Origin of the sequence: Oceanospirillum sanctuarii (assembly GCF_002150805.1) — a bacterium.
Classification (GTDB): domain Bacteria; phylum Pseudomonadota; class Gammaproteobacteria; order Pseudomonadales; family Halomonadaceae; genus Oceanospirillum; species Oceanospirillum sanctuarii.
This window is the reverse complement of record NZ_MTBA01000010.1, coordinates 20588-35858: the sequence shown is the minus strand read 5'-3', so window position 1 is coordinate 35858 and position 15271 is coordinate 20588. Positions and strand designations below refer to the sequence as shown.

The 15271-nt window shown below is 50.0% G+C and carries 15 protein-coding genes; 7 read left to right on the top strand and 8 right to left on the bottom strand.

The annotated features are described in order from the left end of the window. Nucleotides 1–49: 49 nt before the first annotated feature. Nucleotides 50–697, top strand: a complete 648-nt coding sequence (locus BV405_RS14920; protein ID WP_086481695.1) for a DNA-3-methyladenine glycosylase I — start codon at nucleotides 50–52, stop codon at nucleotides 695–697. A 30-nt stretch (nucleotides 698–727) separates the two neighbouring features. On the opposite strand, the gene trhO is transcribed toward BV405_RS14920, so the two are convergent. Further along, a complete protein-coding gene (gene trhO / locus BV405_RS14915; RefSeq protein WP_086481694.1) occupies nucleotides 728–1714 on the bottom strand; it encodes an oxygen-dependent tRNA uridine(34) hydroxylase TrhO in 987 nt (328 codons plus the stop codon). Between the two features lie 143 nt (nucleotides 1715–1857). Continuing rightward, complete coding sequence (gene ohrR / locus BV405_RS14910) at nucleotides 1858–2313, bottom strand: transcriptional regulator OhrR (protein ID WP_086481693.1); 456 nt, start codon at nucleotides 2311–2313, stop codon at nucleotides 1858–1860. 129 nt (nucleotides 2314–2442) lie between these two features. Here ohrR and ohr point away from each other — a divergent pair, with 129 nt between their 5' ends. Then, complete coding sequence (gene ohr / locus BV405_RS14905) at nucleotides 2443–2865, top strand: organic hydroperoxide reductase Ohr (protein ID WP_086481692.1); 423 nt, start codon at nucleotides 2443–2445, stop codon at nucleotides 2863–2865. A gap of 14 nt (nucleotides 2866–2879) precedes the next feature. Here ohr and BV405_RS14900 read toward each other — a convergent pair whose 3' ends face one another. The 4 genes from BV405_RS14900 to BV405_RS14885 form a co-directional block, all read right to left on the bottom strand. Beyond that, a complete protein-coding gene (locus BV405_RS14900) occupies nucleotides 2880–3608 on the bottom strand; it encodes a sulfite exporter TauE/SafE family protein (protein WP_086481691.1) in 729 nt (242 codons plus the stop codon). Nucleotides 3609–3740: 132 nt separating this feature from the next. Next, nucleotides 3741–4484, bottom strand: a complete 744-nt coding sequence (locus BV405_RS14895) for a DUF3726 domain-containing protein (RefSeq protein WP_086481690.1) — start codon at nucleotides 4482–4484, stop codon at nucleotides 3741–3743. A gap of 13 nt (nucleotides 4485–4497) precedes the next feature. Further along, nucleotides 4498–6240 (bottom strand): hypothetical protein, encoded by a 1743-nt coding sequence (locus tag BV405_RS14890; RefSeq protein WP_086481689.1) that lies wholly within the window; start codon nucleotides 6238–6240, stop codon nucleotides 4498–4500. A gap of 407 nt (nucleotides 6241–6647) precedes the next feature. Next, the gene (locus BV405_RS14885; protein ID WP_086481688.1) at nucleotides 6648–7544 is read right to left on the bottom strand and encodes a LysR family transcriptional regulator; all 897 of its coding nucleotides are present in this window, start codon (nucleotides 7542–7544) and stop codon (nucleotides 6648–6650) included. Between the two features lie 129 nt (nucleotides 7545–7673). On the opposite strand from BV405_RS14885, the gene BV405_RS14880 reads away from it, so the two are divergent. The 5 genes from BV405_RS14880 to BV405_RS14860 all read left to right on the top strand — a co-directional run bounded on the left by BV405_RS14880 (nucleotide 7674) and on the right by BV405_RS14860 (nucleotide 13096). Then, nucleotides 7674–9119, top strand: a complete 1446-nt coding sequence (locus BV405_RS14880) for an aldehyde dehydrogenase family protein (protein WP_086481687.1) — start codon at nucleotides 7674–7676, stop codon at nucleotides 9117–9119. 15 nt (nucleotides 9120–9134) lie between these two features. After that, on the top strand, nucleotides 9135–10151 hold the full coding sequence (locus BV405_RS14875) for a dipeptidase (RefSeq protein WP_425435141.1): 1017 nt from the start codon (nucleotides 9135–9137) through the stop codon (nucleotides 10149–10151). 137 nt (nucleotides 10152–10288) lie between these two features. After that, nucleotides 10289–11851 (top strand): BCCT family transporter, encoded by a 1563-nt coding sequence (locus BV405_RS14870; RefSeq protein WP_086481686.1) that lies wholly within the window; start codon nucleotides 10289–10291, stop codon nucleotides 11849–11851. 81 nt (nucleotides 11852–11932) lie between these two features. Continuing rightward, the gene (locus tag BV405_RS14865) at nucleotides 11933–12313 is read left to right on the top strand and encodes a RidA family protein (RefSeq protein ID WP_086481685.1); all 381 of its coding nucleotides are present in this window, start codon (nucleotides 11933–11935) and stop codon (nucleotides 12311–12313) included. A 213-nt stretch (nucleotides 12314–12526) separates the two neighbouring features. Then, complete coding sequence (locus tag BV405_RS14860) at nucleotides 12527–13096, top strand: hypothetical protein (protein ID WP_086481684.1); 570 nt, start codon at nucleotides 12527–12529, stop codon at nucleotides 13094–13096. A gap of 43 nt (nucleotides 13097–13139) precedes the next feature. On the opposite strand, the gene orn is transcribed toward BV405_RS14860, so the two are convergent. Both orn and BV405_RS14850 read right to left on the bottom strand, forming a co-directional pair. Continuing rightward, entirely contained in the window at nucleotides 13140–13697 is a 558-nt protein-coding gene (gene orn, locus BV405_RS14855; RefSeq protein WP_086481683.1) for an oligoribonuclease, read from the bottom strand. A gap of 170 nt (nucleotides 13698–13867) precedes the next feature. Continuing rightward, nucleotides 13868–15232 carry a hypothetical protein gene (locus BV405_RS14850; protein ID WP_086481682.1) on the bottom strand — a complete coding sequence of 455 codons (1365 nt, stop codon included), beginning with the start codon at nucleotides 15230–15232 and terminating at the stop codon, nucleotides 13868–13870. Nucleotides 15233–15271: the final 39 nt, after the last annotated feature.

Here is a 15271-nt window from a genome sequence, read left to right as displayed (position 1 = left end):
CTGTTCACTTTAAAGACCAATAGGGAAAAGGCTTCAAAAAGGCTGCAAAATGACAGAAAAAGGACTGATAACAGCATCAGACGGACAACACCGCTGCTGGTGGTGTGGTGAAGACGATGAGCTTTATCGCAACTACCACGACACCGAATGGGGTTTTCCGGTTACGGATGATATTCGTCTGTTTGAAAAGATCTGTCTGGAAGGTTTCCAGTCCGGTTTAAGCTGGATCACGATTCTGCGTAAACGGGAAAACTTCCGGGCGGCGTTTGCCGGTTTTGATTTCCATAAGGTCGCGCACTTCACTGAAGAGGACGTTGAACGTCTGGTGCAGGATGCGGGGATTATCCGTCATCGCGGAAAGATAGAAGCTACCATCAATAACGCCAAACGTGCTATCGAACTGCAAAAGGAGTTTGGCTCTCTGGCGGCTTATTTCTGGCATTTTGAGCCAACTGCGGATCAGCGCCCGGATCAGCTGAATTATGAAACGCTGAGCCAGATTGGCCAGACAGATCTCTCGAAACAGATGAGTAAGGATCTGAAAAAGCGCGGCTGGAAGTTCGTTGGGCCAACGACCTGTTACGCCTTTATGCAGGCGATGGGGTTAGTAAATGATCACCTGGACGGCTGTTTTAAGCGGGAAGAAGTTCTTAACGCTCGGGCCAAACTGAAAAAGCCCCAGCTAAAACAGAGCTAGGGCTTTAACGATCCGTTAGCAGGTAGCCGCTTATTTAGCCGCTGCCTGTTTCTCTTTCTGCTGCTGTTTTTGTTTCAGCTTCAGTTCCCGGTTCAACTCGGCATGGGTTTTCGCTTCGCCACCCACGTGTTCGATACCACGAGCACGCGCCAGCTGGATCTGTTTTTCCCGATCACGGAAACGCTTCAGCTGCTCCTCGGTATGAGTACCGTAACATTTCGGACAGGTAACACCCGCTTCATATTTCTCTGAGGCTTTATCTTCTTCGGTAATCGGCAGACGACAGGCGTTACACATATCGTACTGTCCCTTCTCCAGCTGATGATTCACGGAGACCCGACCGTCAAACACATAGCATTCACCTTCCCATAGAGACTCTTCCTCCGGCACCTCTTCCAGATATTTCAGAATCCCGCCTTCAAGGTGGTAAACCTCGTCAAAACCCTGCTCTTTCATATAGGCCGTGGACTTTTCGCAGCGGATACCACCGGTGCAGAACATCGCCACTTTTTTATGTTTCGAAGGGTCGAGATTTTCTTTTACGTAATCCGGAAACTCACGGAAAGTCTCCGTATCCGGGTTCAAGGCATTTTTAAAGGTGCCGATTTCAACTTCGTAGTCGTTACGGGTATCCACCAGTAAAACTTCCGGATCAGAGATCAGAGCGTTCCAGTCTTTCGGCTTAACGTAAGTACCCACTACGTGGCGAGGGTCGATACCTTCAACCCCCATGGTGACGATCTCTTTTTTGAGTTTCACCTTGGTGCGGTTAAACGGGTTTTCTTCGTGGAAAGATTCTTTGGTGACGATCTCTGCCAGAACCGGTTCCTGTGCCAGCCAGTTCAGAACCGCTTTGATACCTTCCGCTGGGCCTGCAATAGTTCCATTAATACCTTCAGAGGCCAGCAGCAGAGTGCCCTTAACATCATTATCAAGCATCACCTGATGCAGAGGCTCTCGCAGGGATTCAAAGTGGTCGAGACGAACAAACTTGTAAAGCGCACAAACGGTAATCATTGGTTTCTCCCGCTAAACGGATCGTAAATCCGTCGCATCAATTCAATCGAACAATACCCACGAAAAACCAATGGTTTTAGTCGGGTATTTCAGCAGGGGAGCATTGTAATGATCTGGCGCAAAACTGGAAGCTCAGGGAGCAATCAGCTGGAAAGGTTTTTCAACAGCTGATCACATAGCTGCTTTATCTGCTTCAGTTCATCCAGTGGCATACAGGTCTGACACAGAATCTGTTCCGGAACTTCAACGGCCTGTATTTTCAAAGCCTGCCCAGCATCAGTCAGTGTGATCACACGCACCCGCTCATCATCCGGGCTGCGCCCCCTGCTAACCAGACCTTTAGCTTCCAGCCTTTTCAGTAGTGGCGTTAAGGTGCCTGAATCAAGATGCAGGCGCTCACCCAACCGTTTAACGCTGACACTCTGTTCCTCCCAAAGCACCATCATCGCCATGTATTGCAGATAGGTCAGATCCAATGCATCTAACAGCGGGCGATATGCCCGGGTCATAGCGTTAGCTGCGCTGTAGAGTGAAAAACACAGCTGATTATCGAGCTGAAGTAACTCTTTGTTTTTCTTTGAATTATGACCTGAAGACATATCAGAACTCTCAAACTGACCAATTAAATTGCACACAATATACTTGCAAACAACCCTACAGTCGAAATAACATTGCCAGCAATTACATTGTACGCAACTTAATTTTAAATATTTTTTCAGGAGATCATCATGCAAACAATCTACAACACATCAGCCACAGCATCCGCCGGTCGTAATGGTCAGGTGAAAACAGATGATGGCCTGCTGAATGTCAGTCTGGCTTATCCAAAAGAGATGGGCGGTGCCGGTAACGCCACGAACCCGGAACAACTGTTTGCAGCAGGATATGCAGCCTGCTTTTCTAACGCAGTTCTGCACGTTGCCCGTGAAGCTAAAGTTAAACTGAGCGAAGCACCGGTTACAGCTGAAGTGGGTATCGGCCCGAATAGTGACGGTGGTTTTGCCCTGACAGTTTCGCTAGCCGTAACCCTGGATCTGGAGCAGGAAACAGCCCTCAATCTGGTACGCACCGCGCATCAGGTTTGCCCATATTCCAACGCGACCCGGGGCAATATCGACGTTCAGGTTAGTGTTAACGGAGCCGCTATCTAAGTTCTGAAATTGTGTCACGGCGACGCAAGGTCGATAGCAGCCTTTGCAAGAACGCTCAGGGCTGCCAGCAAACAAAGCGCAAAAAGGATTCCTTTTGCGCTTTGTTCATCCAGATAGTGGTTGAAAGCGTTTGCCAGCTGATATCCCAAAAACACTCCAGGCAAAAGCGGCAATGTCATCACAAGTGTAGAGGCATTGAACAAACCATTAACCGCTAGCATTACAATCGATATTGGTGTGGTCAGTAAAAAGAATAGCGCCAACTCATTTCTGGCTATCTGTGTTTCGATTCCCCGATAGAGCATCGCCATTGGCGGCCCCCCTACAGATGTAGCTGTTCCCATTACCCCTGAACTAAAACCAGCAAACCTCAAAGTGACAGGAGAGATTTTAACCGTGAAACGATATCGGGTTACCAACAGAGCCAGGAGCAGACAACTTCCTAATATCAGTCCCAGCCACCCGGAAGGCACGCTTATCAGCAACATAGCTCCAAGCCATGCTCCAGGGATACGAGCGATAGAGGCCGTAACCACCCTTTGCCAGCAAATCTCACGGTAATGTTTAAACGTCACCAAAGCAGACAGTACAAACCCTAAAACTAATATAGGGCCGGGAACATAGTCCGGAGAGATCCAGTAAAGCAAGGGTGCCGAGACAAGGCCAAACCCTATCCCGACCCAAGCCTGAATACCAATTCCCAAAGATACCGCTAAAATTGCTAACAGCGTTGATAGCTCCACTTTCCGCCCTCAAACAAAAAAGCCCTCAGTCAAAACTGAGGGCAAGGGGTACTCCTACGACATGGCAAAGCTTGATACCCGACCAAGATAATCAAGCCAGCTTAACGTCCCTGTTGGTAGACAAATCCCGGATCAACCCGCCCCTAAGCGAGAACGATCACTGTTTTCAACCAGAATATTTGCGCCGATTTCGTTGATCTTTTGCCAGAGCAGATCATCGATCTCAATGCCATTATCAATGGTGAACTCTTTGTTGCGCTGAATCTCTTCCTCACTGATATGCAGCACATACTGGTTACCTTTTGAGTTCTGCAACGAGGTCGCCAGGTCAACACGGGAGCTGCAGATAATCGTCAGCGCCTGCTTATCTTCCGGTGTTGAAGGCAGACTCGTCTCCGCTTTTGAGTAGCTCGGATAACGCTCTCCCGCCTTAATCGCTACCGTATGTTCAGTCACCGACTGAGAGCCATTGCGCCAGTAAGCCGCCACACTGATGCCGCGACGACCACAGTCTGTCAGCGCCTTCAGGATAAACATGCGGTTATGGCAGTTATGTACCGTCACCGTGGCAATACCGCTTTCCAGAGCTTTGGCATGAGCCAGATCCACCGAGGCGGCGATGCAGTTCAGCGCACTGCGGTTTTTACTGTCGATAATGGCGGAGGTACTGTCCTCATACACCACTTCACTCAGGGGTTTATCCTGATCCGCCGTAATAAAAGGCAGCGCATGTTCCAGCTCTTTCAACCCGTTCAGGCCATGCTTTTCCAGCCAGAGAATCATATTGGCAGCATCTTCATAGTTGCCGACATAGTAGCCACTGGCTTCAAAACAACGGCGCAGCGCCGCTTTCAGTTCGTTCATTGAGATATTCATGAGGGCGCTCCTGTTATCGGTTGGCTGAAAGGTTGTCTGAACCGGAATCCTGCTCCGGTGCTAACGGCATAAACCAGTCATCATTAAAAGGCTTGCCAATATCTTCCAGCAGCGGTGCCCCCTGGAACATGGTATTACGCACCCAAAGTTTCGATTTAGGATCAAACTTACTGACACCGAAGAACGCCAGCTTGGCTCGTAGCAGGTGCATCGGCAAAATGTCACGATCCAGCAGATTGGCCTGAATATCACCGTATAGGCAGCGACACATGCTCTGAATACGACGCACAATACCGCGTCGCTTCGGACAGGCAACCATAAAGCGGGCGGTGGTGTGATTCGGGTTCTGCTCAATGTATTCGCAGAGCTGGTCATAGCAGCGACGCACCGCATAACCGACACCCAATGCCATCTGTTTTTCCTGTCCCTGATCTGCTGCACTCTCCCCTAAACGAGGCTCCATCTTCTCTTCTGAGCGATACCAGAAAATATCCTTGGCTCCCGGTGCTGAAAAATCGATATCCAGCGCCCAGCCGTAGCAGGTTTCAATCTGCACTTTCAGCTGCTCCAGCGGCATCAGCGGATCCAGATCCATAAACTCTTCAGCTGCCTGATAATCTTCAAGATCATCGACCAGCTCGGGATACAACTCCAGAATGACGGATACCAGCAGCTCCTGCCCTTGCAGGGAGCAGTGGTTTTCAGACCATTCGATCAGCTTATTCCAGCTATTGATTCCTGCTTCAGTCTGATGGCACAGCGCCTGAATATCGTCCAGCACTTGTTGGTTATTGTCGCTCTGCCAGCTGTCTTCCGTTACCGTCTGTTCGGTGTGACGTCTGCAGCGCTGCAGCAGCTGATCAAAGCGCTCTCTGATCCGCGAGTCAATCTGACCCAGCACACGAACACGGGCTAAGGCCAGCTCACGCATCTCAACCCATTGATTGATCAGGTGCGGGTGGTTCACCAGATAAGGAGCCATCCCCAAACCGGTGGAGTTACCGATACCAAAATAACGCTTAATATCATCACGCATCGGCTGAAAAGTATCAGGGGTGCGATGACGGGCAATATGCTCGGCCTGAGTCAGGCTGAAGTTACGCAGCATCAGGCACACAAACATCTCAGCGGCAAAAGGCCGGGCAAAGTCAGGGTAGCGGGTTTGTACTTTTTCCCAATCCGCCATGCCCAGCTTGCCACTGCCATAAACGGCTGTTGTGCGATACAGGTAGCCTACTTCGGCAATTTTCTGAACATCCGGCTGCTCACCCTGAGCAAGCTGATCCACCACATAATTGAAGTTACGGGCACTGCGATTGGCGCGGGAGAGAACAAAGACCCGGGAGTCCACACGACCGGCTTCCTGTTTCGGCACGTTCTGGCGCAGTTTTTCCAGATAAAGGTCGTCCACCTCACCATCAACCAGCGCCATGGTCAGATCCCACTGGGTCGCAACCACACGATCGTTGCGGGCTTCATCAGACAGGTAGTTGGAAAAGATGACAAAGTTGAACAGGCCGTGAGCCGCTTTAATTTCATAGATCGCGGTGCCATAACCCTGATCGTCCAGATCGAAACGGCGAAAGCTGATCTGCCAGCGTTCCCGCATCATCCGACGCACAATGCTGCGCATAAAACTGAGGCGGCTCTGGTGGAGAGCGCCCAGGCGCTCAAGCTTCATCACCTGTTCTGCCGGCCGGAGCGGCAGCGCATGTTCACCACGCAGGGAATTTTGAATCGTGGTCAAGGTTGTCATTATTGTTGTCCTCTAATGGTTTAGCACTTACCGGCAGTCTTTCTTATAGGGGGAGCTGCTCAGATAAGCGGCAGGCTTAGCTCGTCTCTAGACTTCAGTCGTTGCTACGCTTTCGCGGTGAGGCAATCTTGGTCTAAACCCGGCAAAAGGAACAAATCAAAAGGTTCTATCAACCGATAAGCCAAACTTATCAAAACCATACATACCATTATTTTTTCTAAGACCAGAATCAGATAGAAAACCTTAAATACTCAGGGCTTACCGCCATCTGCCCCTTTAGTTTAGTGGCTCTGTAAACCGAGTGAATGCCCGGTCACAAAATATGCGTAAGTTTGATTTGGCGCAATAAGTGGACTTGCGGGGCCGGACAAGTAATAGCAGGGGAGGTTAAAGAAGGGAGCAGCAACTCAGTGGTTGCTGCTGTGTTGGATAATGTAGTTCATCAGTGCTTCTGCCGGTGGCGACAGAGTTTTGTTATTCATCTGCACGATACCGATCTGGCGCACCACCTTGGGGCTGCTTAGGGGGATAAACTTAAGCTTCTGATTGTCTCTGGGTACCGCATACCAGGGCAGAGTCGTGACCCCGAAGCCCGCTTCTAACATCGCAATCAGCGACAACATATTAGAAACATAGAACTGAGACTGACCAATCAGAGACTTGGCTTCTGTCTCCTCCAATAAACGGGATGTACCGTTACCGATAAGGCGGTGACCCTGCAGCTCCTGCCAATCAATGGCATCACGATCTGCCAGAGGATGATCAAACGGGCAGACCACGCCTACCTGATCGTCCCAGATAGGGGTAAAGGTTTTATCGCTGTGCTCCTGTTGATAAAACAAACTGGCGATACCAAAATCCACTTCCTGGCTTTCTACCATATTCAGTACCGCATCGGAGTTACCGTCATAAAAGCTGATATGCAGCTCCGGGGAATCCTCCATAAATTGCAGCAGCAGCTCCGGCAGAATCCGTGTGGCAATAGAAGGGATAGAGGCGATGCGCAGATGTCCCGTCCGATGCTCCGCCAGCAAGGTCATGTCTTCAGCAACCCGATCATGATGGGTGATCAACTCTTTCGCTTTGGGCAGAAAATACTGACCAAAAGGCGTCAGTTCTGTTTTCGCGGTTTTGGCATTGCGCTTCTCAAACAGGCTTTCCCCCAACTTGGTTTCCAGATCCCGGATAGAGAGGGAAATAGCAGGCTGGGTGCGGTGGGCTTTTTCTGCGGCGGCATGAAAGCCCTTTAACTCGGCAACCCAGACAAAGTGACGTAATTGGGCAATTTTAAGCTCGGGTAACATGGCAGCGCTCCGACGTAACAGGCAGACTCAAACTGGTAAGAAAAACTTATCAATAAATATTATTTATTAATTTTTATTATTTAGGCACACCTCCTAAGATGCAAGCAACTATTCAGGAGGTGACCCAAAATGTCCGACAACGTATTCAAGAACTATATCGCAGGTGAGTGGGTAGACGGTGCCAAAGGCACAGTAGCAAACATCAGCCCGGCGGATACCAGCGACACCATCGGCCACTACGCTCAGGCGGATCAGGCACAGACCGAGGCTGCGATAGCGGCAGCTGAAAAAGGTCAACAGGAGTGGGCGCTTTCCGGTCTGGAGCAGCGTTACTCAGTTCTGATGGCGATTGGTGACGAACTGATCGCCCGTAAAGATGAGCTGGGTGAAATTCTGGCCCGTGAAGAGGGTAAAACTCTGGCCGAAGGTGTGGGTGAAACCTATCGCTCTGGTCAGTTCTTCCACTACTACGCTGCAGAAGTGCTGCGCCAGATGGGCGAAACCGCTGAATCGGTTCGTCCGGGTATCGAAATTGAAACCCGCCGTGAGCCGGTCGGTGTTGTCGGCATTATCACCCCATGGAACTTCCCGACGGCAACCGGTGCCTGGAAGATCGCGCCAGCGCTGGCCTTTGGTAACGCAGTAGTCTGGAAACCGGCCAATCAGGTTCCTGCGTCTGCATGGGCACTGACTGAAATTATCTCCCGCCAGAACCTGCCTGCAGGCACCTTCAACCTGGTGATGGGGCCGGGTGCTGAAGTGGGCGATGTGCTGATTAACTCCCGCAAGATCAACGCCCTGACCTTCACAGGTTCTCTGGAAACCGGCCGCAAAGTCGCCGCCGCTACTGCAGTGAATCTGGTGAAGTGCCAGCTGGAGATGGGTTCTAAGAACGCACTGGTAGTACTGGACGATGCCGATCTGGATAACGCTGTAGAGTGCGCCGTAAACGGTGCCTTTGGTGGCACCGGCCAGAAATGTACCGCCTCCTCCCGACTGATCGTTACCGAAGGTATTCACGACCGCTTTGTTGACGCTGTGGTTGAGCGCATGAAGAAGCTGGTGATCGGTCACCCACTGAAAGAAGGCGTACATATCGGGGCTGTCGCCGATGCCCGTCAGATGGAACAGAACCTGAAATATCTGGAACTGGCTAAATCTGAAGGCGGCAAGCTGGTCTATGGCGGTGAAGTACTGAATGAAGACACCGAAGGCTACTACATGCAGCCTGCGCTGTTCACTGAAACCACCAACGAAATGACCATCAATCGCGAAGAAGCCTTTGCTCCGATCGCCTGCGTGATCAAGGTGAAAGACTACGACGAGGCGCTGGCCACTCTGAACGATACCAACTTCGGCCTGACCGGCGGTATCTGCACCGAGTCCCTGAAGTACGCATCCCACTTCAAACGCAACGCCAAAACCGGCTGCGTGATGGTGAACCTGCCAACAGCGGGCACCGATTACCACGTACCGTTCGGTGGTCGTAAAGACTCAAGCTTTGGTCCCCGCGAGCAGGGCACCTACGCAAAAGAGTTCTACACCGTTGTAAAAACCACCTACATCCGCCCATAACGGAGAACAGGTCTTATGACATCACAGCCTAATAACAACAACACGCTGCATAAGGATCTGATTGTGATCGATGGTCTGCAGTATTCCAACTGGAACCGGACCATCTTTGAACAGCTGCGTGAAGGTGGTGTGACCATGGTGCACGCCACCATCGTCTACCACGAACAGATCCGCGAGACACTGCTGCGGATCGCTGAATGGAACCGTCTGTTTGAACAGAACAGTGATCTGATCATGCCGGTGAAATCCGCCGGGGATATCCGCCTGGCTAAGCAACTGGGTAAGGTCGGCGTGATGTTCGGCGCTCAGAACTGCTCACCGATTGAGGACGATATCGGCATGATCGAGGTGATGCGCGAGCTAAACCTGATGATTATGCAGCTGACCTACAACAATCAGAGCCTGCTAGCGTGCGGTTGTTACGAGGCTGAAGACAGCGGCGTAACCCGCTTTGGCCGTCAAGCGATTCAGGAGATGAACCGGGTCGGTATGGTGGTGGATATGAGCCACAGCGGCGAGCGCAGCACTTTGGATGCGATTGAAATATCCCAGCGTCCGATTGTGATCTCTCATGCCAACCCGCTGAGCTTCCACGAAGCCAAGCGAAACAAGTCAGACATGGTACTGAAGGCGCTGGGTGAATCCGGTGGTCTTTTGGGTTTCAGTCTGTATCCGTTCCATCTGAAAAACGGTTCGGACTGCACCCTGGAAGATTTCTGCGACATGGTCGCCAGCACCGCGGACCTGATGGGGGTCGACTATATCGGTATCGGTACCGATCTCTGTCAGGACCAGCCGCTGTCAATTCTTGAGTGGATGCGCAACGGCCGATGGTCGAAACAGATGGATTATGGTGAAGGCTCCAAATCCAATGCCGACTGGCCACGCCCATTGTCTTGGTTCCGTGACAGCCGGGATTTTCCCAACCTTACAGCAGGCTTGCTTAACCGAGGCTTCAGCCCGGATGAAGTGGCCAAAATCATGGGCCGTAACTGGCTCAACTTCCTCGAAGATGCCCTAAAACCTGCCTGATACCGATAAGCGCCAGCCCGACTCTACCTGGGATTGGCGCTTCATCTCTCAAAAGACAGGACAACCCCTATTGCTCTGAAGCCTAGGCAGACGAGCCCTGATAGCGACAACAATAAAAGAACGTCAGGAGACTTATAATGAACGATACAACCCTGGTTCAAAACCATGAGGACGAGACCGTTATGAGCAAATCAAAACTCTTCGACGGTGTCGATATGCCGGTCTTTTTGATCAGCGGAGGCATCCTCAGCCTGTTCGCCATTTTCGCCCTATATGATATCGAGATGGTTTCAGGCTGGGTCAACGCTGGCTTCGCGACTTCCACCAAGTACTTTGGAGCCTATTGGCAGGTACTGCTGTTACTGACTTTTATTATCGGATTAGCCCTAACCGTAGGCCGCACAGGATCTGTAGTACTGGGCGGTATCAAGCGTCCTGAGATGAGCCGTTTCAAGTGGATATCCGTCATCATGTGCACACTGCTGGCTGGTGGCGGCGTGTTCTGGGCAGCGGCAGAGCCTATGGCCCACTTCACCTCTCCACCACCACTCTTTGGCGGTGAAACCGGAACGGTCGATGCCGCTTACAATGCTCTCGCACAGAGCTTTATGCACTGGGGCTTTCTTGCTTGGGCCATTCTGGGCAGTCTGACCGGTGTGGTATTTATGTACCTGCATTACGAAAAAGGTCTGCCGCTGAAACCCCGTACATTGCTATACCCTGTTTTGGGTGACCGCGTAATGAAGGGACCGCTGGGAGCTGTAGTTGATGCGGCCTGTGTTCTGGCGGTAGTTGCCGGAACCGTTGGCCCAATTGGCTTCCTGGGTCTGCAGGTCAGCTTTGGTCTGGAAAAACTATTCGGAATTCCAAATATCTATGCCACTCAGGTCACGATTCTGATTACCCTGATCGCTATCTATACTCTGTCTGCAGTCAGCGGGGTTACAAAGGGTATTCAGCTGCTGAGTAGTGCAAATGTCATTCTGGCTGCGATCCTGATGGGATTTATCCTGCTTTTTGGCCCAACAAGCTTCATTTTCGACAGCTACCTGCACTCATTCGGCATCTACATTGACCAGTTTATTCCTATGGCAACCTTCCGCGCAGATCCAGGCTGGCTGGACTGGTGGACGGTATTCTTCTGGGGCTGGTTCCTCGGGTACGGTCCGCTGATGGCCATGTTTGTCGCCCGTATATCCCGTGGCCGCACTATCCGAGAAATGATTCTGCTGATCTCAATTGTTGCACCTGTCATCACCTGCTTCTGGTTCACGATTGTGGGCGGCAGCGGTCTGGCATTCGAACTGGAAAATCCTGGTGTTATCTCCGGCCCTTTTACAGGCTTTAATCTTCCTGCTGCGCTACTGGCTATTACCGAACAACTGCCCCTTGGCGGTCTGATCTCGGTGATGTTCCTGATTCTGACCACCATTTTTGTTGCCACCACGGGCGACTCCATGACCTATGCGGTTTCGATGGTGATGACAGGTACGGATCATCCTCAATCCAGTATCCGGGTTTTCTGGGGAGTAATGATGGGGCTGGTAGCAGCTCTGCTGATATCTATTGGCTCGGGCGGTATCAGCGCCCTGCAATCCTTTATTGTGATTACCGCAGTGCCTGTATCTCTGGTATTGCTGCCCTCCCTTTGGACTGCTCCTCAGATCGCCCGAAAGATGGCAGATGAGCAGGGGCTATAGGTCTTCTCAACAAACCTGAAGCCGCCTTGTTCCTCAGGTATGAGGTGGCACAAACACCCACAGTTTTTGGATAGAAACGCTATGAAACACGCTGTAAAGACAGATCTTTTTGCCTCTAAAGCACCACTGGAATGGGCCATTATTGCCAATGGGCAGCTATCAACTGCTCAAATTCCGATTGATAAAGAAGGTCAGGTGGTGACAGGAGGTATTGAGGCTCAGGCGCGTCAGACTATGGAAAACCTGAAGCACACCATGGAAGCCGCTGAACTGACCATGGATCACATCACTCAGGTGCTAATCTACGTCACCGCGCGCGAGCAACTTCCGGTATTCAATAAGGTTTATGGTGAGTATTTCAACGCCCCCTATCCAAACCGTGCGGCGATGATTGTTGCAGGCTTAGCCCGCGAAGAGATGTTGTGTGAAGTGGTGGCCTACGCAGCCGTGCCACAGGCATGACAGAATTCGTCTTCCGTTTTGTTTACCCACTGAGATGACCCTATCGGCTTTCGCCACCGTTTAAAAAGTGTTGGTAAACGGTTGCCTCCGGCAACAAAGCGAGTCCCGTGCCGGACTCGCTTTTTTTATTTGAATAACAATACGTTAGTCTAATAATGATGATCAACAAGATACATTAGAGTAGGCGCTTTAAAATAACCAAGGAAATTCAGGATGAATAAGGTTAAAAAAATACTCGCCGTATCTGCGTTATCACTTTCTGCATCAACCGTATCAGCTAAGGATGGATTTCAACTCTCCGTAGGCAATCTTTCATATGATATGGCTATTAGCAGCTCTATCCCATCTTTAAGTTATTCCTATTCAACAACAGCATCTGATAGTGGCGGTATATTAGGCTTGGGGTTTATAACGCTAAAAAATGATCTCTATTCAGGGTTTCATCTGTATATTCCGAACACAGATGACGATGCCTTCATGCTTGAAGGCAGTTCACAAATGATGCTTTCTGATAATTTATATGCTGGGGCTTTTGGCGGGTATTTCAATTGGGTCAGCAAAGATCCTAATTCTAGCTTAGAGCTAGACTTTAGCGGCTTCTCACTAGGACTAAGTGCAGGACTACTTTTGCTTGATGACAAGTTGGATATTAGTGCGAAATACCGTGTTATTAATGGTTCAACCGTCGAAATCAGAGGCAACTCTTACGGCTATAGCTACAGTAGCGAAGCAGAAATTGATACCACATTTCAAATGACGGTGGGCTACAACTTCGGCTTCTGAACAAACTAGGCAAGGCAGCATTTCCATACTGCCTTGCCAAAAATCACTTCAGCATATGCTCGCGGTAATGCTTCAGCTCGTTGATGGAGTCTTTGATATCGTCCATCGCCAGATGCGAACCGCCTTTCTGAACACTTTTGGCCACATCGGGATACCAGTTCTTCGCCAGAATCTTCAGTGAGCTAACGTCGAGATGACGGTAGTTAAAGAATTTCTCTAAACGCGGCATCTCTTTCACCAGAAAACGACGATCCTGCTGAATACTGTTGCCACACATCGGCGATTTGCCCGGCTCAACATACTGCAGCAGAAACTCGATGGTTTTCTGCTCGGCTTCTTGCATGGTGACTTTGCTGTCCAGTACGCGCTGAGTCAGGCCGGATGAACCATGCTGCTTAGTGCACCACTCCCCCATCTCATCCATCACGGCTTTAGGTTTGGCGATGGCAAAGGTCGGGCCTTCCGCCAGAATATTCAGCTCGGAGTCCGTAACAACCGTTGCGATCTCAATAATAGTATCGCGCTCAGGTTCAAGGCCTGTCATCTCCAGATCGATCCAGATCAGGTTGTTCGCTTTATTCGATTCGGTTGCCTGTGTCATAACGCCCGGGGCTCCTTTCTCTTGCTTGTGAAGCGACTGAAATCCCAGGTAAACCTGAGTATCCTCGTCGGTCAGAGAATAATGTGTTTAAAGTTAGCTTTGAGTTACTGCAAAGTATAAGGATATTTATCAGACAAACCCAATTGTGTCTTCGAAAGTTCCCAAATATCCTAGAACGCGATATGCATTGTTAAGCTCTGCAGGTTCATATCCGGTAAGCGGCTGAAGTCTGGAGATCCCGATCCCGATCCCGATCCCGATCCCGATCTGTCACCATAGCCTTCTTGATACTTAATACTAAGAGGGATCAACTGCTGCATTCTATATTCAAGTGTCAGCGCGCCTGACTGCCACCTTACTGGAAAATCAAAGCTCAGATAATCCATATGCTTGTAGGGTAACTCTGAAAACTCTTTAAGAGGCACAAGAAAAACCGAGTTCAATAGCCCCTCTGAAGTCCCCTCAAATGTGGCACGGCCCAAACCCAGCTCTGGAATCAAATTAAACGAGGCAAGACTATAGCTCTGCCTTAGCCGTAGTGCTGTTGTATTCAAGGTGACAAAAGCATTGCCATAAGCGGTCTTTTGGATGCCACAAGCCGATATATCAGTAACAAAGTTACTTGAGCTAAGTGCAAAGGAAAGCCGTGTATCAGGTGTCAATTGTCCGCCAAAGAGCAACTGCTCCTGCTTTGACTGAATATCACTAAATCCCAACCAGAACTCTTTGGTTAAGGTGCGCAATGTTGGCTGATATGCATTGAGCTTTGCACTACATGACATATCAGCGGGGGGGGCAGGGGAGTGAGCTTTCTGATAGCTATACTCAACAAAATAGTCACTACTACTGATTCTTAACGACCTTGTACTGTAAAGCTCATTTTTATCGCTGAGACTTAAAAAGTAAGCATCAAAAAGTTCATGCTGTAGGTTCAACTCTAAGCCTCTTACAGCATAGCGCTGGTGATCCTGAAGAATAAAATCCGGCCCTTTTAGATTGCCTGTCAGTTCTGTATTAAAGTCCCTCTCCCCCGTTACAAAAGAGAGCTGTAGGCCCTCTCTAGAGTCTACACCGATACTCAGAGTTTCCTGATTCTTATATTGGCTGGTCGCAATAAGAAAAGGTCCCATCCCGACTGACGCCGCATAATTATGTGATTGCTGAGTTGCTTGAGGTAAAGCTACCTGCCAATCCTTATCCTGATGGCGAATATCCTCCTTTTGCCATGACATCTGGCCGTAAAAACCCAGACGGCTATTTGCTAGCTCACCGCGTTTACGCACAGCAGCTGACTGTGACTCTTCAATCCAGTATTGATGATGCTCCTGTCCCGTTTTTTCCCGCAAATGCTCATAATCCAAAAACAGCTCTAGCCCCTGCTTACCAGCAATCATCTGATTCGGTGTGTGCAATGCCATATCTGACTTGGATAAATTGAAAAAAAGCTGCGTGGGTTCAAATGCCTCTGCTTTAACCGAGGCCAAAAAAAACAGCAGCCCGAAGGCTGCTGAAGAGTAGGTTGAATTTATATTCATAGATTATTTATAGATAGTCCTTCAAATGCATACATAACC